Here is a 25,242-nt window from a genome sequence, read left to right as displayed (position 1 = left end):
ATGGGAATGCCCGAAAATCACTGGCCTTCCCCGGGGGCGATGGCGGAGAACAGGCGTAACCACAAAACACGGGAGGCCTCAGGCCATGGCGATTTCACTCTACGACGTCAGCGTCGGCTCATTCCTGCAGTCGTTGGGCGGCGTCTCGGGTTTCCTGGACCGGGGCCTGTCTCACTTCACCGACAACAATGTCGACCCCGACTCGATCGTCGACATCCGCCTGTTCCCCGACATGCTGCCCTTCTGGTTCCAGATCTCCTCGGTGGCGCACCACTCCATCGACGCCATCGACGGCGTGCGGGCAGGGACCTTCTCGCCCGGGGGCGCGACCCCGCCGCTCAGCTACGCCGACCTGCAGAAGCTGGTGGCCGACGCCATCGCCTCGCTGAAGGCCCTGGACCCCGCCGAGGTCAACGGCTTCGAGGGCCAGGACATGGCCTTCGTGATGGGTTCGCTGCGGCTGGGCTTCACCGCCGAAACCTTCCTGATGTCCTTCTCCCTGCCCAACCTGCATTTCCACGCCACCACCGCCTACGACATCCTGCGCATGCAGGGCGTGCCGCTCGGCAAGCGCGACTTCATGGGCCCGATGCGTTTGAAGGCGTAAGCGCCTTGCCCTGGCGGTCCAGGTCGGCATGCTTGGCGACATGCATGCAGACCGGGACGCCATCGCCGCCAACCTCGCGGCCTTTCCGCGCCGCGCCCTGGATCCGACCGGGCGCCGGCGCGCGGCCGTGGCCATCGTGTTGTCCACGAAGGACGGCGAACTCACCTATCTGCTGACCCGCCGGGCGCTCACCATGCGCCGGGGCGCCGGCAACTACGCCTTGCCGGGGGGCAATCTGGAGCCGGGGGAAGACGCCGTCACCGCCGCGATCCGTGAGACCTCCGAGGAACTCGGCGTCGCCATCACCCCGCAGGAGGCGCTTGGCCTGCTGGACGACTTCCTCACCCTAGGCGGCCATATCGTGACCCCGGTGGTGTTCTGGACCGACGAGACCCTCAGCCTGAACCCCGACCCCACCGAGGTGGACCGCGCCTGGTTCGAGCCCGTCGAGCGCCTGAACCATCCCGACTCGCCGATGAGCGAGGATCACCCCGACGGCGGCGAGCCGATCCTGCGGATGTTCGCCGACGACAACTGGATCAACCCGCCCACCGCCGCCTGGCTCTACCAGTTCCGGGAAGTGGCCCTGCACGGCCGCCTCATCCGGGTTAGCATGATCGGCCAGCCGGAATGGACGGCGCGCTAGCTCGCCGGGACGATGCCGGTATAGGATTTCACCGCCCCGGTCCGCCGGGACGAGACACGCGGCAATGACCGCACAGGAGAGGGAGCGCCAATTGGCCACCAAGACATTCCCCGTGGAAGCGGGGCACATCCTCATGTTCGCCCGATCGGTGGGCGACGATAACCGCGTCTATTCCGACGCCGACTACGCCAAGACCACGGAGGCCGGCGGCATCATCGCTCCGCCCACCTTCGCCCAGGCCAGCGCCCAGTTTGATCCCGACTACGGCCTGCGGCCCAAGATCGGCCAGCCCTGGTTCGGCTCGGGCAAGAACGCCACCGGCATCACCCGCGCACCGGGTGGCGGTGGCGGCGGTGGAGGCGGCGGCCTCCATGCCGAACAGCACTTCGAATATCATCGCCCGCTCAAGGCCGGCGACGTGCTCACCGCCACCACCACCCCTGGCAAGACCTGGGAGAAGGAAGGCAAGCGCTCGGGCAAGCTGGTCTTCTCCGAGAGCGTCACCGAGTACCGCGACCAGAAGGGCGAACTGGTGATCACCGCCCGCGGCGTCGGTGTCCGCACCGAACGTCCTGTCGAGCAACCCGCAGAGAAAGCCTAGGAGGCTCCCATGGCGCTCAGCGCGAAATCATTGAAGGTGGGCGACGCCCACACCGCCCGTCTGGTGGAAGACCTGAAACGCACCCAGATCGTCCAGTACGCGGGCGCCTCGGGTGACTACAACCCGCTGCACACCGACGAGATCTTCACCACCCAGGTGGCCGGCTACCCGTCGGTCTTCGCCCACGGCATGCTGACCATGGGCATGACCGGCAAGATGCTCACCGACTATGTCGGCGACGCCCGCCTGACCAAGTACGGCGTGCGCTTCACCAGCCAGGTCTGGCCGGGCGACACCCTGGAGGCGACCGCCACGCTCAAGGCGATCAGCGAAAAGGACGGCGCCAAGATCGCCGAGTTCGACGTCAAGACGACCAACCAGGCCGGCGTTGAGGTGCTCAGCGGCTACGCCGAGGCCCGCCTCGACGACTAAACGAAATGGCGGAGGCGGGCTTACCGGCCTCCGCCGAATTCCTAGACCAGCCGCTTGCCGGCGTCGTCGATGACGCCGCCCAGATCGCGGCCGTCGTCGGCCAGGATCATCTCGTTGTGGGCCTTGCCGGACGGGATCATCGGGAAGCAGTTCTCTTCCTTGGTGACCCGGCAGTCGAACAGCACGGGTCTGCGCACCGAGATCATCTCCAGGATCTTGTCGTCCAGCTCATCGGGCGTCTCGGCCCGGATGCCGACCCCGCCGAAGGCCTCGGCCATCTTCACGAAGTCGGGCAGGCTGGCCGAATAGGAGTGGCTGTAGCGCTCCCCGTGCAGCAGCTGCTGCCACTGGCGGACCATGCCCATCCACTCGTTGTTCAGGATGAAGATCTTGATCGGCAGGTCGTACTGAATGGCCGTGGCGATCTCCTGCATGGTCATCTGCACGCTGGCGTCGCCGGCGATGTCGATGACCAGGGCGTCGGGGTGCGCCATCTGCACGCCCACGGCGGCCGGCAGGCCGTAGCCCATGGTGCCCAGGCCGCCGGACGTCATCCAGCGGTTGGGCTGCTCGAAGTGATAGTACTGGGCCGCCCACATCTGGTGCTGGCCGACCTCGGTGGTGATGTAGGTGTCGCGGTCCTTGGTCAGCTCGTACAGCCGCTCGACGGCGTACTGCGGCTTGATCAGCTTTGAGTCCGGGGCATAGGCGAAGCCCTTGCGACCGCGCCAGGCGTCGATCTCGCTCCACCAGGTCTTCAGGGCGCCCTTGTCGGTGGACAGGTTGCGACTCTTCCAGACGGCGATCAGATCCTCGAGCACCGAGCCCGCGTCCCCGACGATGCCGATGTCGGCCTTGACGTTCTTGGAGATCGAGGACGGGTCGATGTCGATGTGAATCTTCTTCGACCCTGGCGAGAAGGCGTCCAGCCGGCCGGTGACCCGGTCGTCGAAGCGGGCCCCGATGCAGACCATGACGTCGCAGTCGTGCATGGCGTGGTTGGCCTCATAGGCGCCGTGCATGCCCAGCATCCCCAGCCACTGGGGATCGGACGCCGGGAAGGCGCCCAGGCCCATCAGGGTGGAGGTCACCGGCGCGCCGGTCAGCTTGGCGAAGTCGCGCAGCAGCTGGGAGGCCTTGGGCCCCGCATTGATGACGCCGCCGCCGGTATAGAGGATCGGCTTGCGCGCGCCGGCGATCAGGGCCGCGGCCTCGGCCACCTTGCTCACGTCGCCCTTGGTGCGCGGGCTGTACTCGTGATTGTGCTTCACCGCCGTGGGGCCCTGATAGGCGCCGCGGGAGAACTGCACGTCCTTGGGGATGTCGATGACCACCGGGCCCGGACGGCCTGAGGTCGCGATGTGGAAAGCCTCGTGCATGATGCGCGGCAGCTCTTCGACCGACTTCACCAGGTAGTTCTGCTTGGTGATCGACCGCGTGATGCCGACCGTGTCGCACTCCTGGAAGGCGTCGGTGCCGATCAGGTGGGTGGCGACCTGGCCGGTGATGACCACCATCGGGATGGAATCCATCAGGGCGTCGACGATGCCGGTGACCGCATTGGTGGCCCCGGGGCCGGACGTGACCAGGACCACGCCGCACTTGCCGGTGGAGCGCGCATAGCCCTCGGCGGCGTGGGTCGCCCCCTGCTCGTGGCGCACCAGCACGTGCTGCAGGCGCGTCTCCTCGAACAGGGCGTCGTAGATCGGCAGCACCGCGCCGCCCGGATAGCCGAACAGCACCTCGACGCCCTGGTCGATCATGGCGCGGACGACGATCTCGGCGCCGGTCAGGGTTTCAATATCGGCTTCGATGGTGGTCTGGTGGGCGGTCATTTCGGGGAGCCTGGTGTGGGGCAATAAAAAAGGCCCTCTGGGGGCCCGGTGCAAGCGACCTTGTTCAGACTGACGTGATCGTCAGTCCGCGACAGGTCGCCGTACAAGTACAAGAATCTCGCGCACGAGCATTCTCCAGAAACGAAGGTCCCTGCTGATGCCATGCCCCCGTCAGGGCGTCAAGCCGGGGTTCAGCGCAAGAAACTGCCTCCACTGGTCGTCGGGGTCGCTCGCCGTGACGCGCGGCCAGTCGCTCATCTGCCCCCGCTGCCAGGTGGACTGACGCTTGGCGTAGCGGCGGGTCTCCTGCTGGGCGGCGGCCAAGGCGCGGGCCGGGGTCAGTTCACCGCGCAGCTGAGCCGACAGTTCCCGCACCCCCACCGCCTTCATGATCGGCAGGGCGGGGTCGAGGTTCCGGGCCATCAACTCGGCCACCTCTTCCAGGGCGCCGGCGGCGATCATCGCCTCCAGCCGAGCGTCGCATCGGTCGTAGAGCGCCTTGCGGTCCGGCTCCAAAGCGACGGCTGAATAGCTTCCGGCGGGGAGGGCAGGGTCGGTCCTCCCCTGCCAGTCGGTCAGCGAGACGCCACTGGCGGCGAACACCTCCCAGGCCCGCACCAGCCTCTGCCGGTCGCCGGGGCTGATCCGCGACGCGGCGGCGGGATCGGCCTCGGCCAGCCGCCGGCGGAAGGCGACCTCGCCCATCGTCTCGTAATCGATGGCGGCCTGGTCGCGCACCTCCGGCGGTGTCGGCGGGATCTCCGCCAAGCCGTGGGTGAGGGCGCGGAAATAGAGCCCCGTGCCGCCGACCACGACCACAGCCTGTCCGCGCCCGGTGATCTCGGCGATCTCCTGGCTCGCCGCCCGTGACCAGGTTCCCACCGACCAGCCGTCGGCGCCGTCGACGGTTCCCACCAGGTGATGCGGGGCCCAGGCCTCCTCCTCGCGGGAGGGGCGGGCGGTCACCACGCGCAGGTCGCGATAGATCTGCAGGGCGTCGGCGCCGACGATCTCGGCCCCGATCGTCTGGGCCAGACGCAGCGCCAGGGCCGACTTGCCGCTTGCGGTGGGCCCGGCGATCAGCCAGATGCGGGGCTCCATGCAGCTCGCCCTTACCCTCGTCAGTCCCACGCCAGATGCGGCCCAGGCCGCCATCGGCCCGATCACCACAGCGCTCGCAGGCGCCCGCGCCCGCGTCAAGGAGCCCCGCGTCCTGGGCCCCGGCGCGATCGACCTGGCGCTGGAGGCCGACGCCATCGCGCCGGTGCGCATCTCCGTGGCCAATGCGCTGGAGGGCCTGCCCATCGACGCCTGCGTCCAGCACTGGAATGGGCGGAGGAAGCGCCTGCTGATCGCCGACATGGACTCCACCATCATCGGCTGCGAGTGCATCGACGAGCTGGCCGATTTCGCGGGCGTGAAGGACAAGGTCTCCGAAATCACCGAGCGCGCCATGCGCGGCGAGCTGGACTTCGACTCCGCCCTGCGCGAACGCGTCGCCATGCTGAAGGGCCTGTCGGTGGACGTCCTGCAGCGCTGCTATGACGAGCGGGTGAAGTTGAACCCCGGCGCCCGCACCCTGGTCCGCACCATGACCGCCAACGGCGCCGGCGCCTTCCTGGTCTCCGGCGGTTTCACCTTCTTCACCTCCCGCGTCGCCCAGGCCGCGGGTTTCCAGGCCAACCGCGCCAACACCCTGATCGAGGCGAACGGGCTGCTCACGGGCGAGGTCGGCTCCCCCATCCTCGGCCGCGAGGCCAAGCTGGCCGCCCTGCGCGAGGAGAGCGCCGCCGGGGGCTTCACCCCCGCCGAGGCTCTTGCGGTCGGCGACGGCGCCAACGACCTGGCCATGATCAATGCGGCCGGCCTTGGCGTCGCCTACCGCGCCAAACCCATCGTCGCCGCCGAGGCCGACGCCAAGGTGGACTTCGCCGACCTCACCGCCTTGCTCTACTTCCAGGGCTACACGGCGGCCGACTTCGTTACAGACTGACGCCAGGCTTGATTGGGCGACCCCGCGCCAACCGCGCTATGGCCAGGGCATGACATTGCCCCGCACGCCCAAGGCCGTCGTCTTCGACATGGACGGCCTGCTCTGCGACACCGAGGTCGTCTACCGCGACTCCATGTTCGCCACCGCCGCCGAGCACGGTCACGACATGCCGCTGTCGCTGTTCAAGAGCATGATCGGCCTGCCGGGGCCCATGAGTGACCGTCAGGTGCTCAACCACTTCGGCGAAGACTTCCCGATCGCGGAGTTCAACGCCCGGGTCATGATCCACGTGGATGCGGCCTGCGAGGCCGGCATCGCGCTCAAGGCGGGAGTCGTGGAACTGCTGGACATCCTGGACGCCCTCGACCTGCCCCGCGCCATCGCTACCTCGTCCAGCCATCGGGCCGTCGAGGCGCATCTGGGCAAGTCGGGGATCATCCCGCGCTTCCACGCGGTGGTGGCCCGCGGCGACTACGTCAACGGCAAGCCCAACCCCGACCCCTTCCTCAAGGCCGCCGAGCGCCTAGGGATCGATCCGGAATTCTGCCTCGCCCTGGAGGACAGCCACAACGGCGTCCGCGCGGCGGCGTCGGCTGGCATGATGACCATCATGGTCCCCGACCTGCTGGACCCCACCGAGGAGATGCACGCCCTGTGCGTCCGCATCGCCGCCGACCTGCACGAGGTGCGGGGGCTGCTGGGATAGCTTCCTTCTCCCGCAAGGGGAGAAGGGGCCGATACGATCTACCGCGCGTTCGGGCCGCGTTCGAAGTACTTGAAGAAGGCGCTGTCGGGGGACAGCACCATCGTCGTGTCGCCCTGGCCCAGGGAGGCCTCGTAGGCCGACATCGAGCGGTAGAAGGCCGCGAAGCTCGGATCGCGGCCGAAGCTCTGGGCGAAGATCCGGGTGCGCTGGGCGTCGCCCTCGCCTCGGGTGGTCTCGGCCTCCTCGGTGGCGGTGGCGAGCGTGATGGCCACTTCCTTGTCGGCGCCGGCGATGATCTCGCGCTTCTTCTGTTCGCCCTCGGCGCGGCGCTGAGCGGCCTCCTGCTGGCGGCTGGTCTGCATGCGGCGATAAACGGCCGCCTGGTTGGCGGCGGGCAGGTCGGCGCGCTTGATCCGCACGTCGATGATCTCGATGCCCAGGCGCGAGGAGTTGGCCCGCTTGGCGACGTCGATCTTGGTCTGGGTCATCAGGGCGCCGCGGCGGCCCGAGATGATGTCGCTGGAATTAGCCGTACCGAGGATCTGCCGCAGGGAGGAGTTCAACAGCCGCTCGATGCGGTCGTTGGCCGTGCGCTCGTCGCGCAGGGTCCGGTAGTACTGCAGCGGGTTGGAGATGCGGTAGCGGACGAAGGCGTCCACCACCAGGCGCTCCTGGTCGGCGGCGATGACCTCTTCCTGGTCGGCCTCGAGCTTCAGGTTGCGCTTGTCGAGCTTGATGACGTTCTCAAGGAAGGGCGCCTTGATCTTCAGGCCAGGCGCGTTCTCGCCGGGCGCGTTGATCACGCGGACCGGCTCGCCGAAGCGCACGACGATGGCCTGCTGGCGCTGTTCGACAATGAACAGGGTGTTGAACAGGACGATCAGGACGCCAAGCGCGATGACACCCCAGGTGGTGAGGCGGCGGTTCATCGCGGAGCTCCAGGGCTGGGAATGACGGTTTCGCCGCCCTCGGCCTGCGGTACGACGCGGGCGGTGGGCGTCTTGGCGCGGAAGACATCGGGGGGCAGGATGATCGGGGCGCTGGCCCCCTTGCCGTCGATGACCACCTTGTTGGAGCGCGACAGGACCCGCTGCATGGTCTCGATATAGAGGCGGTCGCGGGTCACGCCCGGCGCACGCTTGTACTCGGTCAGGATCTGGCTGAAGCGCGAGGCCTCACCGATGGCTTCCCGAACCGACTGCTCGCGATAACCCTGGGCCGACTGGGTCAGCTTGGCCGCGTCACCCTTGGCCTCGTTGATCACCCGGTTGCGGTAGGAGTTGGCCTCGTTGACCGCGCTCTCGGCGTCCTGGCCGGCGTTGGCCACTTCGCGGAAGGCGGCGACGACTTCCTGCGGCGGGTTGGCGCTGCGGATTTGCACCTCGACGATGCTGACCCCGGCGCCCCAGCCGTCCAGGGTTTTCTGCATCAGCTCGGCCGACTGGTTCTGCACCCGGCCGCGGCCGGTGGTGAGGATGTCCTGCAGGGTGGTCTTGCCCACCACCTCGCGCATGGCGCTTTCGGCCACGGCTTTGACGGCGTCTTCCTGGTCGCGGACGGTGAAGACGTACTTGGCCGCGTCGGCCACGCGCCAGGTGACGCTGAAGTCCAGGTTCACGATGTTCTCGTCGCCGGTCAGCATCAGGCTTTCTTCCGGCACGTCAGCGCCGGCCGATCCGCCGATGTCGATGCGGTTCAGGCTGGTGACGGCCACCTTCTCCACGCGCTCGATGGGCATGGGCAGGTGATAGCGAAGGCCAGGGGTTTCCGAACGCGAATAGGCGCCGAAGGTCGTGACCACCGCCGCCTCGTTGGGTTGGACGATATAGACGCCCGACAAGGCCCACAGGGCGAAGCCCGCGCCCGCCACGGCGGCGATCGCGCCGGGACGGATTCGGTCGCCGCCCGGACCGCCGGCGCCCAACATGCCGCGCAGCTGCGCGATCAACCGCTCAAGAGTGGCTGAGATATCCGGACCGCCCGGACCGCCGCCGCCGGGACGGCGCGGGCCGCCGCCTTGCGGGCCTTGGTTCTTGGGGGGCTGCTTGTCGCCACCACCGCCCTCGCCGGATGGCGGAGAGCCCCAGGGGCCGGGGTTCGCATTGTCGTTCCAGGGCATGGTCGCGTCGTCTGCTTCTTTGTCTCGGCGCGGCGGCGAAGGGCCGCCTGTCGTCGGGCTTGTAAACCGGCGCTGTCAGCCGGATATGAGGCGCGCAAGCTCGCAAAGCAAGACACACGGGTGTCATGATCTCCGAAACCGCCCCCGAACGCGCCGTTGTGCTGGCCGCCCTGGATCGGGTGCTGGATCCCAAGACCGGCAAGGGTCTCGTCTCAGCCCGCCTGGTCCACGGCCTGACCCTGGCGCCTGGCCGCGCCGGCTTCGTGCTGGAGGTGGCGGCGGCCGATATCCCCCTCTATGAGCCCACCCGGGCGGAGGCCGAGCGGGCCCTGACCCGTATCGACGGCGTCGCCCAGGCGACGGTGATGCTGACCGTGGAGGCCGACCAGCCGCCGCCGCCCGCGCCCGGCGTGACCCGCGTGGTCAAGGGCGCCCGCGTGACCCAGGACCCGGCGGCCGCGCCCAAGCCGCCGGTGGACGCCGTCCGTCCTGACCACGTCCGCCGCGTCATCGCCGTGGCCAGTGGCAAGGGCGGGGTGGGCAAGTCCACCATCTCCGTGAACCTGGCCGCCGCCTTCGCCGCCATGGGCCTGAGGGTTGGCCTGCTGGATGCCGACATCTATGGGCCGTCGGCGCCGCGCATGCTGGGGGTCGATGGCGACCCGGGCTTTGGTCCCGACAAGAAACTGATCCCGCTGGAGGCCTGGGGCATGAAGGTGATGTCCATCGGCTTCCTGGTGGACGAGGCGGCCCCAATGATCTGGCGCGGCCCCATGGCCTCCTCGGCCGTGCGCCAGATGGCCAATGACGTGGGTTGGGGAACCGAGGCCGAGCCCCTGGATATCCTGGTGGTGGACATGCCGCCCGGCACCGGCGACATCCAGCTGACCCTGGTTCAGAAGATCAAGCTGGACGGGGTGGTCATCGTCTCCACCCCCCAGGAAATCGCCCTGATCGACGCCCGCCGCGCCGTGGCCATGTTCCAGAAGACCAACACCCCGATCCTGGGGTTCGTGGAGAACATGTCCTACTTCCCCGACCCCGCCACCGGCGCCCGCATCCCGATCTTCGGCGAGGGCGGGGGCAAGGCGGAGGCGGCGAAGCTGGGCCTGCCCCTGCTGGGGGAAATCCCCCTGGACCAGGCCCTGCGCCAGGCCTGCGACGACGGCAGGCCGGTGACCGCGGCGGCGCCTGAGAGCCCCGCGGCCAACGTCTTCAATCAGATCGCCAAGGCCCTGCTCTAGAACATGACCGCTTGAGACGGAACCGCGCAGCGGTCCCGGCTCAAGCGTGAATCATACTCTCGCTTATTTCTGGAGCCTGATCCGCCGCATCGGCGGAATCGCGAAGCGATTCCACCTCAACGGATCAGGCTCTAAGGCGCGCTAGGGCCTGACGTTCGTGTCCGGCACCGCCACGCCCGAGGCGGTGGCCAGGACGCCGGCCTCGGCCGCCAGGGCGTCACGCAGGTCGAGCTGGCGGCGCACATCGGCGTGGCGGGCGGCGTCGAGTTTCCAGCCGATGAAGCAGGCCCCGCCGAAGAACACCAGGATGATGGGCGCGAAGACGTAGCAGAGCTCCAGGCCGCGGATGGCCGCAGGCGTGTTCACGGCGCCCTCGGCTGCGTTGTAACCCACCATGCCCAGCACGGTGAAGCTGATGCCCACGGTGAGCGCCGAGCCGATCTTCTGGGTGGTGGTCACGAGCGCGTAGAGCAGGCCGGCCCGCTCCTCGCCGGTCTCCAGCCGCACCTCGTCGGCCACGTCGGCGACCATGGCGCGGACGATCAGCACGAAGGCGGAGGAGACGAAGCCGACGGCGAACATGGCGGGGATGGCCAGGGACATGGTGGCGGGCGGGATGATCATCAGCATCGACTGGGTGACCGCGTAGCAGACCGAGGTCAGCATCAGCGTGCGGTGCTTGCCCAGCTTCTGGGCTGTCCAGCTCCAGAACATCGCGCCGGCCAGGCCCGCGGCGATGTAGAAGATCAGCAGGAACGAGGTCTGGGCCGTCGTGTAGCCCCGGGCGTCGTGGAAGAAGAACAGATAGAGCGCCGCCGTGGTGCCGGGACCGAGCGCCATCACAAAGTCGGCGATGATCAACCGGATCATCTCCGGCCGGGTGATCAGCTTCCAGTAGTCGGCGAAGCTGGCGTGCACGCCCGCAGTCTTCGGGGCGACGCGCTCGGGGCTGATCCAGATGCAGAGCGCCACCGTGATGGGCAGCAGGATGATGCAGAACCACCCCATGGCGTGGACGCTCTCGGCGAAGGTGCCCTTCACCGACAGTTGCACCACCAGGATCGCGACGGCGCCGATCACGCCAACGGCGCTGATCACGCCATAGACCCGGGACCGGTCATTGTAGTCCGTGGCCAGGGCCGCGCCCCAGGCCGCCTGGGCCAGGGTGACGATGGAGATCCCGAGAAACAGCACCAGCAGCCAGCCGATGATATAGCCCTCGCTGACACCGGTGTCGGCCATGAACAGCATGTAGACCGCGGCCATGACCAGGGGGGCGCCTACCGCCAGCCAGGGACGGTAGCGGCCCCAGCGCGAGGTGGTCCGGTCCATGGCCATGCCCAGCAGAGGGTCTACGGCCAGGTCGATCAGGCGCACGATGGTGATCGCCGCGCCCACCGCCACCATGGACAGGCCGAGGTGTCCGGCGAAGAACCGGGGCAGGTAGACACCCATCACCAGGCCGATGGCCGCGATGGGCAAGGCTGTGGAGGCGAAGGATAGGGCGACTGGCAGCGATATGCGCTGCGTTGGGGACGAAACCGCCATGGAAAGCTCCGTAATGGGGTGGCGCAGAATGCGCCGGCTTGAAAAAACTCAGGTGCGCCGGGTGGCGCGGAAAAGACGTCAGGGTCGCGAAGCGTCCGGCTCGATGGGCAGAATATTGCCCGGCGTCGCGGTCACGCTCTCGATGATGGGCGCCTCGTCATAGAGGGCGTCGCGTTCCTCCAGCTTGCGCCGGACTTCCGCGTGGCTGGTGGCGTCCAGTTTGTAACCGATGAAACAGGCGCCCCCGAGCATGACGAAGACGATGGGGCCGATCAGATAGGCGAGCTCCAGGTTGTGGATCGCCTGGGCGGTGTTGGTGGCGCCCTCCTTGGCGTTGTAGCCGACCCGGGCCAGCACGGTGAAGGTCAGGAAGATCGAGAAGGCGCCCGCCACTTTTCCGGTCAGGACGGTCAGGGCGTAGATCAGGCCGATCCGTTCCTTGCCGCCGTCCAGCCGGACCTCGTCGCCGATGTCGGCGGTGATCGCCCGGGTCATGACCCCGAAGCCCGCGGCCAGGAACCCGGCCATGAACATCGCCGGCAGGGCCAGCATCATGCTGCCCTTCGGCAGGAAGCCCACCATCATCAGCATCAGCGAATAGCCGGTGGTGGTGACCATCACCGCCCGGTGCTTGCTGATCCTATTGGCCAGCCAGCCGACCGACGGGGCGCCCGCGAAGCCGGCCAGGATATAGACCAGCAGCAGGATGTTGGCCTCGGAGGTGGAGAAGCCCCGGGCGTCCTTGAAATAGAACAGGTAGAGCGCCGCCATCCAGCCGGGACCGAGCGCCAGGCAGAGGTCGGCCAGCAGGATGCGGATCATGTTGGGCCGGGAAATCAGCGCCCAATAGTCGTGCAGATTGAAATGCTTGCCGCCGACGTCGACGGTGATCTTCTCGGGCGTCCGCCAGACCACCAGGGCGACCGCCACCGGTGTCAGGCCGATGATGAACCAGCCCATGGCCTGGACCCCCTGGGCGTCCGTCAGCCCCTGCTGCTCCAGGACGATGGGGATCACCAGGACGAGGACCGAACCCAGCACACCCACCGCCGTCATCACCGCGAAGATGCGCGAGCGCTCGTGATAGTTGGTGGCCAACGTCGCGGCCCAGGCCGAGTGCGACAGGCCCAGGATCGAGGTGCCCAGGTACATGATCAGCAGCCAGCCCCCGAGATAGAGCTGCCCTGAGCCCTCAGGCGCCTGGAACAGCATGATCAGGGCGAACATCAGGATCGGCGCGCCGATCACCGTCCAGATCCGGTAGCGGCCCCAGCGGGTCCGCGTGCGGTCCATGATCATCCCCAGCGCCGGGTCCAACGGGATGTCGATGGCGCGCACCAGGGCGAAGACCGCGCCCACCACCGCCAGCTCGACGCCGATGTGGCTGGCGAAGTAGCGGGGCAGGTAGACCGAGATGGCGATGCCCAGGGCCGACAGCGGCAGGCTGGTGCCGGCGAAGGCCAATATGGTTCCGAGCGATAGGCGCCCCGACGGGCTCGCCGTGCTGGCTTGGGTCAAGTTTCGCAATCCTCCGCGCACACCCAGCACACACTTGTCGGAGGCTTGAGTCTTGCGCGTAGGTTACGCTTGATCACCTGTGCCGAAGCAAGCGGTTTCGCGGGCGCCGGCCGGGGATTCCGACCGGCGCCGCGTCCAGCTGTCAGTCGGACCGGGGCGGCGTCGGGATGGCGGCCTCGCCGGTCACGCTCTCGATGATGGGCGCCTCGTCATAGAGGGCGTCGCGGGCGTCCAGTTCGGCCCGGATTTCGGCGTGGCGGTCGGCTCCCAGCTTGTAGCCGATCATGCAGGCGCCCCCCAGCATCACGAAGACCACCGGCCCGATCAGATAGGCGAGCTCCAGGTTATGGATCGCCTCGGGCGTGTTCTGCGCGCCGTCGGCGGCCAGGTAGCCCACCTTGGACAGCACCCAGAAGGTCAGGCCGATGGAGAAGGCGCCGGCGATCTTGGTGGTCATGACGGTGATGGCGTACAGCAGTCCCGAACGCTCCTTGCCCTGTTCCAGGCGCACCTCGTCGGCGACGTCGGCGGTCATGGCGCGGGTCAGCACGTTGAAGCCCGCGGCCATGAAGCCGGCCATGAACATCGGGATCGCCCCGATCAGCATATTGCCCTGCGGGATCGCCATCAGCGAGATCAGCACCAGGGAATAGACCGTGGTGGCCACCATCACCGCGCGGTGCTTGGAGATCTTGGTGGCCAGCCGCCCCATCAGCGGCGCGCCGGCGAACCCGGCCAGGATGTAGACCGCCAGCAGGATGCTCGCCTGGCCGGTGGTGAACCCGCGGCTGTCGGTGAAGAAGAACAGGTACAGCGCGCTCATCCAGCCCGGGCCGAGCGACAGGCAGAGGTCGGCCAGCAGGATGCGCAGGAAGGAGGGGCGGGTGATCAGGGCGCCGTAGTCGCGCAGGCGGAAGGCGTGGCCGGGAACCTCGGGCGCGATCTTCTCCGGTGTGCGCCAGATCACCAGCGCCGTGGCGATCGGGGTGAGCACGAAGATGAACCAGCCCATGGTGGAGATGTTGCCGGCGTCGGACGCGCCGCGGGCCTCGTTGATGATCGGAATGGCCAGGATCGAGGCCGCCCCCAGGACCCCGATGCCGGTCATGATGCCGAATAGCCGCGAGCGGTCGTCATAGTGCGGCGCCAGGGTCGCGGCCCAGGCCGCGTGCGACAGGGCCAGGATCGAGTTGCCCAGGTACATCACCAGCAGGCACACGATCAGATAGGTTCGTCCCACGCCCTCCGGCGGCATGAACAGGAAGTAGATGCCGGCCATCAGCACCGGCGCCCCGAGGATCGTCCAGAGCCGGTATCGGCCCCAGCGCGTCCGGGTCTTATCCATGGTCCAGCCCAGCAGGCCGTCCACCGGGATGTCGATCATGCGCACGATGAAGAAGGCCGCCCCCACCAGGGCCAGGTCGATGCCGAGGTGGCTCGCATAGTGGCGGGGCAGGTAGACCGAGATGGCGATGGCGACGGCGGAGATGGGCAGGCTGGTGGCCGCGAAGGCCATGGCCGTGGAGAGCGGCAGGCGCCGCGCGCTCACCACCGAAGAGTCGCTCATGTAAGGTCCCTGTTCCTGATGGATCGCCGCTCTTGCGGGGGCGTGCAGAGCCCTAGGTTACGCGCGATTAGGCCGGGTGGAGCAAGTGAAATCAGTGCAACGAAAAAGGGCGGCCCCTTCTGGAGCCGCCCCGAGATCGAACGCGGTGGGGTGTGACCCTAGCCGCCCTGCATCTTGCGGAAGAACTTCCCGCTCTGCTCGCCGCCGTTCAGATAGGCCTGCTGCCCGGCCGGATCGGAGATCTTGGACCAGTTGTCGCGCACCTCTTCCACCGAAAGCCCGCCCTCGCCGAGATAGACGCCCTCGGTTTCATAGAGGCGGGTGAGCGCGAAGGCGCCCGCGCCGGCGGTCAGGATCGCGCCGGTGGGGGCTTCCTCCGAGGCCAGGTAGACGACGCCCGGCGTCACATATTCCGGCTTCAGCTTTTCCAGGATGGCGGGGGGCATCAGGTTCTCGGTCATGCGCGTGGCGGCGACCGGGCTGATGGCGTTGATGTGTATGTTGTTCTTCTGGCCTTCGAGGCGGATCGTGTTCATGAACCCGATGATGCCCAGCTTGGCGGCGCCGTAGTTGGACTGGCCGAAGTTGCCGTACATGCCCGACGACGAGGTGGTCACGACGATGCGGCCGTAGTTCTGCTCGCGCATGATCTCCCAGACGGCCTTGGTCGGCTTGACCGTGCCCATCAGGTGGACGTTCAAGACCAGCTCGAAGTCTTCCATGGTCATCTTGGCGAAGCTCTTGTCGCGCAGGATGCCGGCGTTGGCGATCAGCACGTCGATGCGGCCCCACTGGTCCATGGTCTGCTTGACCATGTGGGCGACGCCGGCGTCGTCGGTGACCGACGAACCGTTGGAGATGGCCTCGCCGCCCAGGGCCTTGATCTCTTCGACCACGGCGTCGGCGGCGGCGGACGAGCCGCCCGAACCGTCCATCGAGCCGCCCAGGTCGTTGACGACAACCTTGGCCCCGCGACGCGCCAGCTCCAGCGCATGCTGCTTGCCCAGGCCGCCGCCCGCGCCGGTGACGATCGCCACTTTGCCGTCGAAGCGGATGTCCGCCATGGAAGTCTCTCCAGAAAGAGGGTCAGAAATTCGCGCGTTTTGTGCGGCGCGGGAGAGACGAGGTCAAGCCGCCCAACGCGGCGGCCGCCGCGGCGATCATCCGCCCGATCCCTGGGCGTTTTCGCGCGCGCCTGTCGTCAAGGCTGGGGCGCGCGGGCGCCGACCTGCCGCGACGACAGCCTCGCGTTTTCGAAAGCGTGCGGACAGGATGCCCGAAACGCGGGTCGGCGCGGCGCGCGCGGCCACCAGACAGGGGAAGACACCATGGATCTCACCAACGCCTCGGCCCTGGTCACCGGCGGCGCCGGCGGCTTCGGCAGCGCCACCGCCCGCCGCCTCGCCCAGCGGGGCATGAAGGTGGTCATCGCCGACGTGGCCGACGCCCGCGGCGAGGCTCTGGCCAAGGAGCTGGGCAACGGTTCGGTCTATGTCCGCACCGACATCATGGACGAGGAGTCCATCGCCCGGGCCGTCCAGGCCGCCGTGGACCTCGGCCCCCTGCGCGCCGCCGTGGTGGTGCATGGCGGACCCCCGGCGCCGGGCGCCACCGGCGCGGCCCGCACCGTCAATCGCGAGGGCAAGCGCATCCCGCTGGCCCACTTCGCCCACACGGTCGGGGTCTATCTCAACAGCGCCTTCGCCGTCACCAGCCAGGCCGCCGAGGCCATGGCCAAGAACGCGCCGCTGGCCTCCAATCAGCGCGGCGTGGTGATCAACACCGCCTCCATCGCCGGCTATGAGGGCCAGCCCGGCCAGGCGGCCTATTCGGCGGCCAAGGGCGGCATCATCGGCATGACCCTGACCATCGCCCGCGACCTGGCGCCCATCGGGATCCGCGCCATGGCCATCGCGCCGGGCACCTTCCTGACGCTCGCCTATTCCGCCCGCATGACCGACGAGGAGGCCCAGGCCAAGTGGGGCCCCATGGTCCCCAATCCGCACCGCATGGGCGACCCCGACGAATACGCCCAGCTGGCCGCCCAGATCTGCGAGAACGACTTCCTCAACGGCACGACCATCCGCCTGGACGGCGCGCAGCGGTTTTAGGGGCGTAGGCGACTTTCCAGCAATGCATCGTCATCCCGGGCGACCGCAGGGAGACCCGGGACCCAGGGGGAATGATCACCGCCCCTGGGTCCCGGCTCTCCGCTTCGCTGCGGCCGGGATGACGGGGCTTTGGCTGGAGAGCGGCGCGCGACCCCCAAGGGGGCGGATAGGTGGAGCGCAATCCCCTCCACGATTTACAGTTGCGCTTGGCGGCTGCTAGCCTCGCCCCATGCTCGCGCTCCTGAACCTCCTGGCGATCCTGGCCTCCAGCTCACCAATGCCCGAACCGCCAAACTGCGATCCCTGGCTCGCCATCCGCCTTAAATAGGTCTGTCACGAGCGGTCGTTTTTGAGGGGGTGACAAATGTTCCAAGTGTTGTGGGGGGACGACGAACACACGGCCGCCGAGGGAATCTATGTTCGCCTTATGAAGGCGCGCAAGTGGTTGCTTGGAAGCGCGGCCATTGCGCTGATCCTGGCCCACGGTTTTGTTGAACCCGAAGCGGTAGATGCGCTTCTGAAGGTGGTGCGAACCCCTCTCTGGGCAATGAAGCAGACGGCCTTTCTCGGTCTAGTCTATATGTTGGCGCAGTTCATGTTGCTGTGTCTGCCGTTAGTTAACACTTATCATTTCGTCCTCGAAGAGAGATTAGGGGCAAGGCAGGAGTCCGACCTTGAGCAACTACGCGCTTTTATCGAAACCCTCCAGCAAACTGCCGACGAGTGGACGATTGGAAACAGAGGAATGGGCATGCCGAGGCTGAGCAACTCGGTGCACCTCGGTACGGAGGAGTTGGAGGCGAGGCTAGCATCGGTGCAGCATCGAATCGACATGGCTCGGCAACGCGAAGCGAGGCTCATCTCATCGGACCTACGGAAGGTCAGAGCCGTCAAGTATACAGAGGTGGTGGTGGACCTTCTTCGCGTTGGAATGCCGATCGTCTTCGGCTGCTATGCGGCGCTAGCTCTGTGGCTGAGTGGCGTCTTCTAATAACCCAATTCAGTAGCCGTGCCGGTCGCCTGCAACTTGCGGGGAAGAGCGTCCTCGGGTCAGTGAACCTCCGTGCTCGTCAAGACTCGCTCGGTGCCCCCCCTACCTCACCGCCATCTCCGTCCCGCGCAGGAACTTCACCAGCACCCGCTGCCCGATCAGGAACGGGGCGTTGTCGGCGCTCACCACCACCTCGACGACCCGGTCGTCGGTGCGTTCGGTGGGATCGTCGGAGACCAGCTTGCGGGCGCCGAACACCGCGGCCTGGCGCAGCACCGTGCCGCGATAGACCTTGGTGGGGTCGCTCTCCGGGGCGATCTGCACCGCCTGGCCGATGCGCACATAGGGCAGGGCGCCCTCGGCGATCTCGGCGCGCACGATGTGCGGGGCGACGGGCTCCAGGTCGAACATGGTCGACACGTTCAGGGTCGAGGCGCCGGCGCCCGGATTGGCGTAGCGCCGCGCGATGCGACCGTCGGCCGGGGCGCGGATGATGGTTTGCTCCTGCTCGTAGCGGGCCTGTTCGAGGGCCGCTTGGGCGGTGGCGACGGAGGCGCGCTGGGCCTCAAGGGTGGCCTGGGCTTCGGCGATCCTGTCCTGCGCCTGGTCCAGCCGCTGGCCGGCCACGAAGTTGGTGGCCACCAGGCCCTGCAGCCGGGCCCGCTCGCGCTGGGCGGTGGAGAGCTGCACCTGGGTCATCGCCATCTGGGCGCGGGCCTGGCGCACGGCGGCGGCGGCCTGGGCGGCGGCCAGCCGCGGCTGGTCGTCCTCCTGGCGGGCCAGGACCTGGCCCTTGGTGACGCGGTCGCCCTCGCTCACCAGCACCTCGCGCACGATCCCGGCGCGGCGCGCGGCCACCTGGATCATGCCGCCCTCGACGTCGGCCTTGCCGTTGGCGATGGCGACGAAGGGGCTCTTGGGCGCCTTGGCGGCGGCGACCTTGGCCGCCTCCGCCTTCTGGGCCTTGGCCTGGCTGTTCAGCAGGAGCCCGCCGGCGACGGCGAGACCGAGCACAAGAACCACGGCCCAGACGACGTGGTGGCGGAGGAAGGCGAACATGGTCTTAGGCTCCGATGAGCTCAGGGGTCTTGGCCGCGCCGGGGCCCGGCGTCGTGCGCCGGTCGTCCAGGATGCGGCCGTCCTCGATGTGGATGATGCGGTCGGCATAGGCTTCCAGCCGCGGGTCGTGGGTCACGCAGATCACCGCGGCCCCATGGCTCTTGGCCGCCCGCTGCAGAAGCTGGATGACGATCTGGCCGTTCTCGCCGTCCAGCGCGCTGGTGGGTTCGTCGGCGAACAGCAGGTGCGGCTCCTTGGCCAGGGCGCGCGCGATGGCCACCCGCTGCTTCTCGCCGCCGGACAGCTCGGAGGGGCGCTGGTGCATGCGCTTGGAAAGACCCACCTCGGCCAGCGCGATCTCGGCCCGGGCGCGGGCCTCGGCCGGCGCGAAGCCCTTGTACTTCAGGATGATGGTCACCTGCTGCAGGGCGCTCAGCGCGCCGAACAGGTTGAAGCCCTGGAAGATGAAGCCGCAGTGATCCAGCCGGAACCGGTCGATCTGGCCGGGGCGCAGCTTCCACAGGTCCTCGCCCATGGCGCTCACCGACCCCTCGTCGGGTTTCAGCAGGCCTGACAGGGTCGCCACCAGGGTCGACTTGCCCGAGCCGGAGGGCCCCATCACCATGGTCACGTCGCCGTGCAGGGCGTCGAAGTCCACGGCCTTCAGCACCTCGATATGGCTGCGGCCGGTCTTGAACCGCTTGGTGACGCCCTTGGCCACCAGGGCGTGGGCGCCGGGGATACCGGAGGTCTGGCTCATCGCAGCAGGTCCGCGGGTTGGCTCTTCTTCAGGATGCCCATGGCCATCAGGCCCGAGGCCATGGAGATCAGCATCAGCAGGATGGCGACCCCGGTGATCCAGCCGAGGGGGAAGCCCATGGGCAGGCCGGCGCTCTTGGCCAGCAGCGATATGGCGAAGGTCAGCAAGGCGGTGGCCGCGAGACCCGCGACCCCCACCCAGAAGGACAGCTCCACCACGATCAGCCGCAGCGAGCCCATGGAGACCCCCAGCGCCCGCAGGCTGGCGAACTCCTTGATATTGGCCAGGATCGCCCCGCGCAGGGTCTGGGAGGTGATCCCCACCCCGATCAGGAACCCCAGGAACACCGAGAAGCCCAGCATCACCCCGATGATCTGCTCCTTCAGCAGGGCGCCCTCGTTGGCCTTGGAAAGCTCGTCGCGGGTCCAGGCGCGATAGGCCTTGTCGGAATTGGCGTTCAGGGTGTCGCGCACTTCTTCGGCCCGAGCCGGGTCCTTGATGCGCACCATCAGCGGGCCGGTCTTGTCGCCCTTCTCCCCCATGCCCAGCAGGCGCATGGTGTCGCGCGACACCACGACAGACGGCTGGTTGATGTCGGGATAGCCCTCCAGGATGGCGCGGACATGCACCGACTTGCCGTTGAGGGCGGCGCTGTCGCCGGGCTTGACCCCCAGCCGCGCCAGGGCGCTGCGGTCGATGGCCACCGCATAGGGCTCCTGCAGGGCGACGCGGACGGTTTCGGAATAGTCGGTGGGCAGGGTCACCGCGCCGGGGCGGGTGTCGACCATATTGACCTGGACGAAGGTGGTGACCGCCTTCTTCCCCGGGGGCGGACGGTTGGTCCAGCGGGCCCCGTCGCCGTCGAAGCTGGCCACCTCCACCACGTCGGGGTTCAGATAGAGCTGCGGCTGGATACGGCGCGGCAGGCCCGACGGGCCGGAATTGATCAGGCTTTCCGACTTGGCTCCCAGCACCAGGATATCGGCGCGGCTGCGGTCGATGGTGGCCGTGGCGCCCTTGACGATCCCGGTGAACATGCCGACCTGGGCCAGGATCAGCAGGCCCGAAAAGGCCAGCGCGATCACGGCCGCCATGTACCGGCGCCATTCATAGATCAGGGTGGCCAGGGCCAGTGACATTGCGTCCCTCCAACGGCGCCAGCATGTGTGCCCCTGGCGGTCGGCAGCCTAGTTAAATCCACGTAAGGCGGCGCTTCTGGCGGCCTAATCACATGAATTATAAGTAACTTTCCAGCCGGACCCCGGCTAAGCCATTGATCGCAAAAGCCCCTAGCCATCGGGCTGTTACATTGTTACGGATCGCCACCCCGCGACCTCCCCCGTGGCTCGCGAAACCCCATCGGGATGTTCATGCTTCGACAGACCTTGGGCGGCGCGCTCGCCGCCGCCATCGCCCTCTCCGCCGCCCCGGCCCTCGCCGACGAAGGCATGTGGACCTTCGACAACTTCCCGGCCGCCAAGGTGGCCCAGGCCTATGGCGTCAAGACCGACCAGAAGTGGCTCGACCGCGTCCAGGCCGCCTCCGTGCGCCTCACCAGCGGCTGCTCGGCCTCCCTGGTGTCCAAGCAAGGCCTGGTCTTCACCAACCACCACTGCGTCGTCGACTGCGTCCAGAGCCTGTCGGACGACAAGACCGACTATGTGAAGGACGGCTTCCTCACCACCGCCCGGACCGAGGAAAAGAAGTGCGCCGGCATGCAGGCCGAGGTCCTGGTCTCCATCACCGACCTCACCGCCGACATCGGCAAAGCCACCGCCGGCAAGACCGGGATCGATTTCGTCAAGGCGCGCGACGCCGCCAAGGGCGCGGCCGAGACCGCCGCCTGCGGCAAGGACGAGGCCTTCCGCTGCCAGCTGGTCACTCTTTATCGGGGCGGCCAGTACAAGCTCTACAAGTACCGCAAGTATTCCGACGTCCGCCTGGTCTTCGCCCCGGAGATCGCGACGGCCTTCTTCGGCGGCGACCCCGACAATTTCAACTTCCCGCGCTTCAACCTCGATACCGCCTTCGTGCGCCTGTACGAGAACGGCAAGCCCATCGCCTCGCCCCAGCACCTGATCTGGCAGAGCCGGGCGCCCAAGGACGGCGAGGTCACCTTCGTCTCCGGCAATCCGGGCGGCACCGACCGCATGCTGACGGTCTCCCAGCTGCAGACCCAGCGCGACCTGGCCCTGCCCATCGGTCAGCTGCAGCGCTCCGAACTGCGCGGCCGGCTGATCGCCTTTGGTGAGCGCGACGCGGAGTCCAAGCGCATCGCCACCGATCCCCTGTTCGGGGTCGAGAACAGCTTCAAGGTCTTCTACGGCCGCCAGTTCGCCCTCAACGACCCGGCCTTCATGGAGGCCAAGCGCGCCGCCGAGGCCGAGCTGCGCGCCAAGGTCGCCGCCGATCCCAGGCTGGCCGCAGACATCGGCGACCCCTGGGGCGAGATCGCCAAGGTCCAGGGCCCCTATGCCGACCGCTTCCTGCGCCTGCGCCAGCTGGAGAGCGGCGCCGGATCGCTGTCGGAGCTCTTCCTCTTCGCTCGCGAACTGGTCCGCGCCGGCCAGGAACGCGCCAAGCCCTCGGCCGAGCGCCTGCCGGAATACGGCGATGCGGGCCTCGCCCTCATGGCCAAGCAGATCCTCGACGAACAGCCGGTGGACGCCGCCCTGGAGCAGCTCTATCTCGGCTTCTGGCTGTCCAAGACCCGCGAGTACCTCACCGTCGACGACGCGGCGGTGAAGCAGCTGCTGGGCAAGGAGAGCCCCGAGGCCATGGCCGCCCGCCTGGTGGCCGGGACCAAGCTCGCCGACCCCGCCGAGCGCAAGCGCCTCTGGGACGGCGGCCTGCCCGCCATCCTGGCCTCCAACGATCCCATGATCCAGCTCGCCCTGCGTATCGACCCCGCCGCCCGCGAGGCCCGCACCGCCTGGGAGACCGAGGTCAGCGGCCCCACCGACCGGGCCGCCGAGCGCATCGCCCGGGCCAAGTTCGCCGCCTATGGAGACGCGGTCTATCCCGACGCCACCTTCACCCTGCGCCTGTCCTACGGAAAGGTCGCCGGCTGGACCCACCGCGGCGTGACCATCCCGCCCTTCACCACCTTCGCCGGCCTCTATGACCGCGCGACGGGCGCCGAACCCTTCCAGCTCGCCCCGCGCTGGGTGGCCGCCAAGGACAGACTGAACCCGGCCACGGTGTACAACTTCGTCACCACCAACGACATCATCGGCGGCAATTCCGGCTCCCCGGTGCTGAACGCCAAGGCCGAGATCCTGGGCGCCGCCTTCGACGGCAACATCCACTCCCTCGGCGGCAACTACGGCTACGACGGCGCGATCAACCGCACCGTCGTCGTGGCCACCTCGGCGGCCACGCAAGCCCTGGAAAAAGTCTACGGCCAGACGGCCCTGGTGAAGGAACTGACCGCGAAATAGCGCGCTTTTCCTCCCCTGCGCAGCGGGGGAGGAAAGGGTCGGCCGGACCTCGCCGTCGCGGCCGCCTACGCCGGCTTCCCCAGCGGCGTGGAGTCGAAGATCGACTGCTCGTCCGGGGTCATGTCCACCGGCACGTCGGCGAATAGCGGCGTGGAGAGATACCGCTCCCCGGTGTCGGGCAGCATGCACAGGATGTTGGAGCCCTTGGGCGCGTCAGCCGCCACCTTCAGCGCCCCGGCGAAGGTCGCGCCGGAGGTGATGCCCACGAAGATGCCCTCCTGGTCGGCCAGCCTCTTGCTCATGGCCATGGCCTCGGGGCCGGGGATGGCGATGATCTGGTCGATGTCGGCCACCGCGTCGCCGGTCAGTTTCGGAATGAAGTCCGGCGTCCAGCCCTGCATGGGGTGGGGTTTCCAGGCGGCGTGGCCGGAGGCGGCCGAGCCATCGGGATTACGTGCCTGCTCCGCGCCGCTGCCCAGCAGCTGGGCGTCCTCCGGCTCGCAGACGATGATCTTGGTGCCGGGGCTCTTTTCCGCCAACACGCGGCTCACCCCCCTCAGGGTCCCGCCGGTGCCATAGCCGGTCACCCAGTAGTCCAGGCTCTCGCCCGCGAAGTCCTCCAGGATCTCAACGGCGGTGGTGCGGGCGTGCATGTCCGGGTTCGCTTCATTCTCGAACTGCCGGGTCAGGAACCAGCCGTGCTTCTGCGCCAGCTCGACGGCCTTGGCCACCATGCCGGTGCCGCGCAGAGCCGCCGGCGTGGTGACCACCTTGGCCCCCAGGAACCGCATCAGCTTGCGCCGCTCCACCGAGAAGCTTTCGGCCATGGTCACCACCAGGGGATAGCCCTTCTGCGCGCAGACCATGGCCAGGCCGATGCCGGTGTTGCCGCTGGTGGCCTCGATCACCGTCTGGCCGGGCTTCAGCGCGCCAGACTTTTCCGCGGCCTCGATGACCCCTAACGCCAGGCGGTCCTTCACCGAGCCCAGCGGGTTGAAGGCCTCGACCTTGACCCACAGGTTCACCCCCTCCGGCGCCAGCTTGTTGATCCGCACCACCGGGGTGCGGCCGATGGTTTCGAGGATGTTCTGATAGCGGGCCATTCTGGGCCTCCGGTCTGGCGCGAACGTCGTGGCGCCTCAACCTATGTGGCTGCCGTTCAACCGCAAGAGCCCGCGCAGCTCAGTCCACCGCCACCGCCACCCCCATCGTGGTCGTGGCCTCCTGGCGCCAGTCCTTGCGGGTGCGGGAATAGATCAGGCAGTCGGCCGGATCGCCTTCGCCGAAGCCGGAACTGCGCAGCAGCCCCTCGCGGGTGAAGCCGCAGCGCTCGGCCAGTTTCCAGGAGGCGGTGTTCCAGGTCTCGATGATCAGCTGCTGGCGATAGACCGCCGGCCGCTCGGAGAACAGCAGGTCGGAGAAGGCCCGCACCGCCGGCGCCGCCAGGCCGCGTCCCCGGTCGGCGGGATCGTGCAGGATGTAGCCCAGCTCCAGCCCGTGGATGCAGGGCGCCGCGCGATAGAACTGGCAGGTCCCCACCAAACGCCCGTCGGCCTCGATAGCCAGGGCGCCGGCCTCGTCGGTCCAGAACCCGGTGGCCGCGAAGGTCTCCGCCAGCCGCGCTGGATCGGTCATCGGTTCGGTGATGGAGAGCGTGAAGGGATAGCGCGCGACCTGCGCGAGGTCGGCGGCGGCGATACGGCGAAGCGTCATGGGAAGCCTTCGGACATGAGGGAACGCGCCCGCGTCGGGGCGGGGGAGGGCGCTCGGGGCGCCGATGTCCGGGGTCAGGCCATCGGGCGAGGCTAGCCCAGATCGAAGGAGCGTCAACGCCCCAGATCCTCCCCCAGGCGCGTCGCGCCGATGTGGGGGAGGTGGGCCGTCGCGAAGCGGCGGGTCGGAGGGGGATCGACGTAGTCGACAATCCCTCGGCCCTCAAAAAAGAGTCAAAGTCCCCCTCAGGCGCTTCGCGCCAGCTCCCCCAGGAGGCAGGGCTATCGCATATGACCGAGCATTGAGAAGAGGAAGGCGTCATCCCATCCGGCCCGCTTGATTTTGGTCTTGA

At 68.1% G+C, this 25,242-nt stretch carries 23 protein-coding genes; 10 read left to right on the top strand and 13 right to left on the bottom strand.

Annotation, left to right across the window (positions count from 1 at the left end; all coding sequences use genetic code 11):
- Positions 1-85: 85 nt before the first annotated feature.
- From OCL97_RS01525 to OCL97_RS01510, 4 genes are all read left to right on the top strand, one after another.
- Positions 86-607 (top strand): DUF1993 domain-containing protein, encoded by a 522-nt coding sequence (locus OCL97_RS01525; protein ID WP_304781814.1) that lies wholly within the window; start codon positions 86-88, stop codon positions 605-607.
- Between the two features lie 40 nt (positions 608-647).
- A complete protein-coding gene (locus OCL97_RS01520) occupies positions 648-1,253 on the top strand; it encodes an NUDIX hydrolase (protein WP_377366972.1) in 606 nt (201 codons plus the stop codon).
- A gap of 91 nt (positions 1,254-1,344) precedes the next feature.
- Complete coding sequence (locus OCL97_RS01515) at positions 1,345-1,854, top strand: FAS1-like dehydratase domain-containing protein (RefSeq protein ID WP_304781820.1); 510 nt, start codon at positions 1,345-1,347, stop codon at positions 1,852-1,854.
- 9 nt (positions 1,855-1,863) lie between these two features.
- Positions 1,864-2,286: a MaoC/PaaZ C-terminal domain-containing protein gene (locus OCL97_RS01510; protein WP_305338173.1), complete on the top strand. Its 423-nt coding sequence runs from the start codon at positions 1,864-1,866 to the stop codon at positions 2,284-2,286.
- A gap of 41 nt (positions 2,287-2,327) precedes the next feature.
- On the opposite strand, the gene OCL97_RS01505 is transcribed toward OCL97_RS01510, so the two are convergent.
- Together OCL97_RS01505 and miaA are read right to left on the bottom strand one after the other, a co-directional pair.
- Positions 2,328-4,121: an acetolactate synthase 3 large subunit gene (locus tag OCL97_RS01505; protein WP_377366970.1), complete on the bottom strand. Its 1,794-nt coding sequence runs from the start codon at positions 4,119-4,121 to the stop codon at positions 2,328-2,330.
- Positions 4,122-4,292: 171 nt separating this feature from the next.
- A complete protein-coding gene (miaA, locus tag OCL97_RS01500; protein ID WP_377366968.1) occupies positions 4,293-5,276 on the bottom strand; it encodes a tRNA (adenosine(37)-N6)-dimethylallyltransferase MiaA in 984 nt (327 codons plus the stop codon).
- Here miaA and serB point away from each other — a divergent pair.
- Together serB and OCL97_RS01490 are read left to right on the top strand one after the other, a co-directional pair.
- Positions 5,221-6,114 (top strand): phosphoserine phosphatase SerB, encoded by an 894-nt coding sequence (gene serB / locus OCL97_RS01495; RefSeq protein ID WP_377366966.1) that lies wholly within the window; start codon positions 5,221-5,223, stop codon positions 6,112-6,114. The two genes, miaA and serB, sit on opposite strands and share 56 nt — an antisense overlap.
- Positions 6,115-6,163: 49 nt before the next feature.
- Entirely contained in the window at positions 6,164-6,820 is a 657-nt protein-coding gene (locus tag OCL97_RS01490; protein WP_305762432.1) for an HAD family hydrolase, read from the top strand.
- A gap of 38 nt (positions 6,821-6,858) precedes the next feature.
- Here OCL97_RS01490 and hflC read toward each other — a convergent pair whose 3' ends face one another.
- Positions 6,859-7,749: a protease modulator HflC gene (hflC, locus tag OCL97_RS01485; RefSeq protein ID WP_304781836.1), complete on the bottom strand. Its 891-nt coding sequence runs from the start codon at positions 7,747-7,749 to the stop codon at positions 6,859-6,861.
- Entirely contained in the window at positions 7,746-8,939 is a 1,194-nt protein-coding gene (gene hflK, locus OCL97_RS01480; protein WP_377366963.1) for an FtsH protease activity modulator HflK, read from the bottom strand. The genes hflC and hflK overlap by 4 nt, the downstream gene beginning before the upstream one ends.
- A gap of 125 nt (positions 8,940-9,064) precedes the next feature.
- Here hflK and OCL97_RS01475 point away from each other — a divergent pair, with 125 nt between their 5' ends.
- Complete coding sequence (locus tag OCL97_RS01475) at positions 9,065-10,183, top strand: Mrp/NBP35 family ATP-binding protein (protein ID WP_377366961.1); 1,119 nt, start codon at positions 9,065-9,067, stop codon at positions 10,181-10,183.
- A gap of 141 nt (positions 10,184-10,324) precedes the next feature.
- Here OCL97_RS01475 and OCL97_RS01470 read toward each other — a convergent pair whose 3' ends face one another.
- From OCL97_RS01470 to OCL97_RS01455, 4 genes are all read right to left on the bottom strand, one after another.
- Entirely contained in the window at positions 10,325-11,731 is a 1,407-nt protein-coding gene (locus tag OCL97_RS01470) for an MFS transporter (RefSeq protein ID WP_377366959.1), read from the bottom strand.
- Positions 11,732-11,809: 78 nt separating this feature from the next.
- On the bottom strand, positions 11,810-13,195 hold the full coding sequence (locus OCL97_RS01465; protein WP_377366957.1) for an MFS transporter: 1,386 nt from the start codon (positions 13,193-13,195) through the stop codon (positions 11,810-11,812).
- Positions 13,196-13,391: 196 nt separating this feature from the next.
- Positions 13,392-14,816 carry an MFS transporter gene (locus tag OCL97_RS01460; RefSeq protein WP_377366955.1) on the bottom strand — a complete coding sequence of 475 codons (1,425 nt, stop codon included), beginning with the start codon at positions 14,814-14,816 and terminating at the stop codon, positions 13,392-13,394.
- A 158-nt stretch (positions 14,817-14,974) separates the two neighbouring features.
- On the bottom strand, positions 14,975-15,880 hold the full coding sequence (locus tag OCL97_RS01455) for an SDR family NAD(P)-dependent oxidoreductase (RefSeq protein ID WP_304781853.1): 906 nt from the start codon (positions 15,878-15,880) through the stop codon (positions 14,975-14,977).
- A 264-nt stretch (positions 15,881-16,144) separates the two neighbouring features.
- On the opposite strand from OCL97_RS01455, the gene OCL97_RS01450 reads away from it, so the two are divergent.
- A complete protein-coding gene (locus OCL97_RS01450; RefSeq protein WP_377366953.1) occupies positions 16,145-16,927 on the top strand; it encodes an SDR family NAD(P)-dependent oxidoreductase in 783 nt (260 codons plus the stop codon).
- Between the two features lie 364 nt (positions 16,928-17,291).
- Complete coding sequence (locus OCL97_RS01445) at positions 17,292-17,918, top strand: hypothetical protein (RefSeq protein WP_377366951.1); 627 nt, start codon at positions 17,292-17,294, stop codon at positions 17,916-17,918.
- Positions 17,919-18,020: 102 nt separating this feature from the next.
- On the opposite strand, the gene OCL97_RS01440 is transcribed toward OCL97_RS01445, so the two are convergent.
- From OCL97_RS01440 to OCL97_RS01430, 3 genes are read right to left on the bottom strand one after another with little or no spacing between them, the layout of a single operon-like run.
- A complete protein-coding gene (locus OCL97_RS01440; protein ID WP_377366949.1) occupies positions 18,021-18,977 on the bottom strand; it encodes an HlyD family secretion protein in 957 nt (318 codons plus the stop codon).
- Positions 18,978-18,981: 4 nt separating this feature from the next.
- Positions 18,982-19,737, bottom strand: coding sequence for an ABC transporter ATP-binding protein (locus tag OCL97_RS01435; RefSeq protein ID WP_377366947.1), 756 nt, complete (start codon positions 19,735-19,737; stop codon positions 18,982-18,984).
- On the bottom strand, positions 19,734-20,876 hold the full coding sequence (locus OCL97_RS01430; protein WP_377366945.1) for an ABC transporter permease: 1,143 nt from the start codon (positions 20,874-20,876) through the stop codon (positions 19,734-19,736). Before OCL97_RS01430 ends, OCL97_RS01435 begins: the two co-directional genes overlap by 4 nt.
- A gap of 231 nt (positions 20,877-21,107) precedes the next feature.
- Here OCL97_RS01430 and OCL97_RS01425 point away from each other — a divergent pair, with 231 nt between their 5' ends.
- Positions 21,108-23,177 carry a S46 family peptidase gene (locus OCL97_RS01425; RefSeq protein WP_377366943.1) on the top strand — a complete coding sequence of 690 codons (2,070 nt, stop codon included), beginning with the start codon at positions 21,108-21,110 and terminating at the stop codon, positions 23,175-23,177.
- Between the two features lie 65 nt (positions 23,178-23,242).
- Here OCL97_RS01425 and cysK read toward each other — a convergent pair whose 3' ends face one another.
- Both cysK and OCL97_RS01415 read right to left on the bottom strand, forming a co-directional pair.
- Positions 23,243-24,280, bottom strand: a complete 1,038-nt coding sequence (gene cysK / locus OCL97_RS01420) for a cysteine synthase A (RefSeq protein ID WP_377366941.1) — start codon at positions 24,278-24,280, stop codon at positions 23,243-23,245.
- 79 nt (positions 24,281-24,359) lie between these two features.
- Positions 24,360-24,890, bottom strand: coding sequence for a GNAT family N-acetyltransferase (locus OCL97_RS01415; protein ID WP_377366939.1), 531 nt, complete (start codon positions 24,888-24,890; stop codon positions 24,360-24,362).
- Between the last annotated feature and the right edge of the window lie 352 nt (positions 24,891-25,242).

This window comes from Phenylobacterium ferrooxidans (assembly GCF_042714595.1).
In the GTDB taxonomy this organism is placed as follows: domain Bacteria; phylum Pseudomonadota; class Alphaproteobacteria; order Caulobacterales; family Caulobacteraceae; genus Phenylobacterium; species Phenylobacterium ferrooxidans.
The sequence above is the reverse complement of the archived record's forward strand: the minus strand, read 5'-3'. Positions and strand labels throughout refer to the sequence as shown.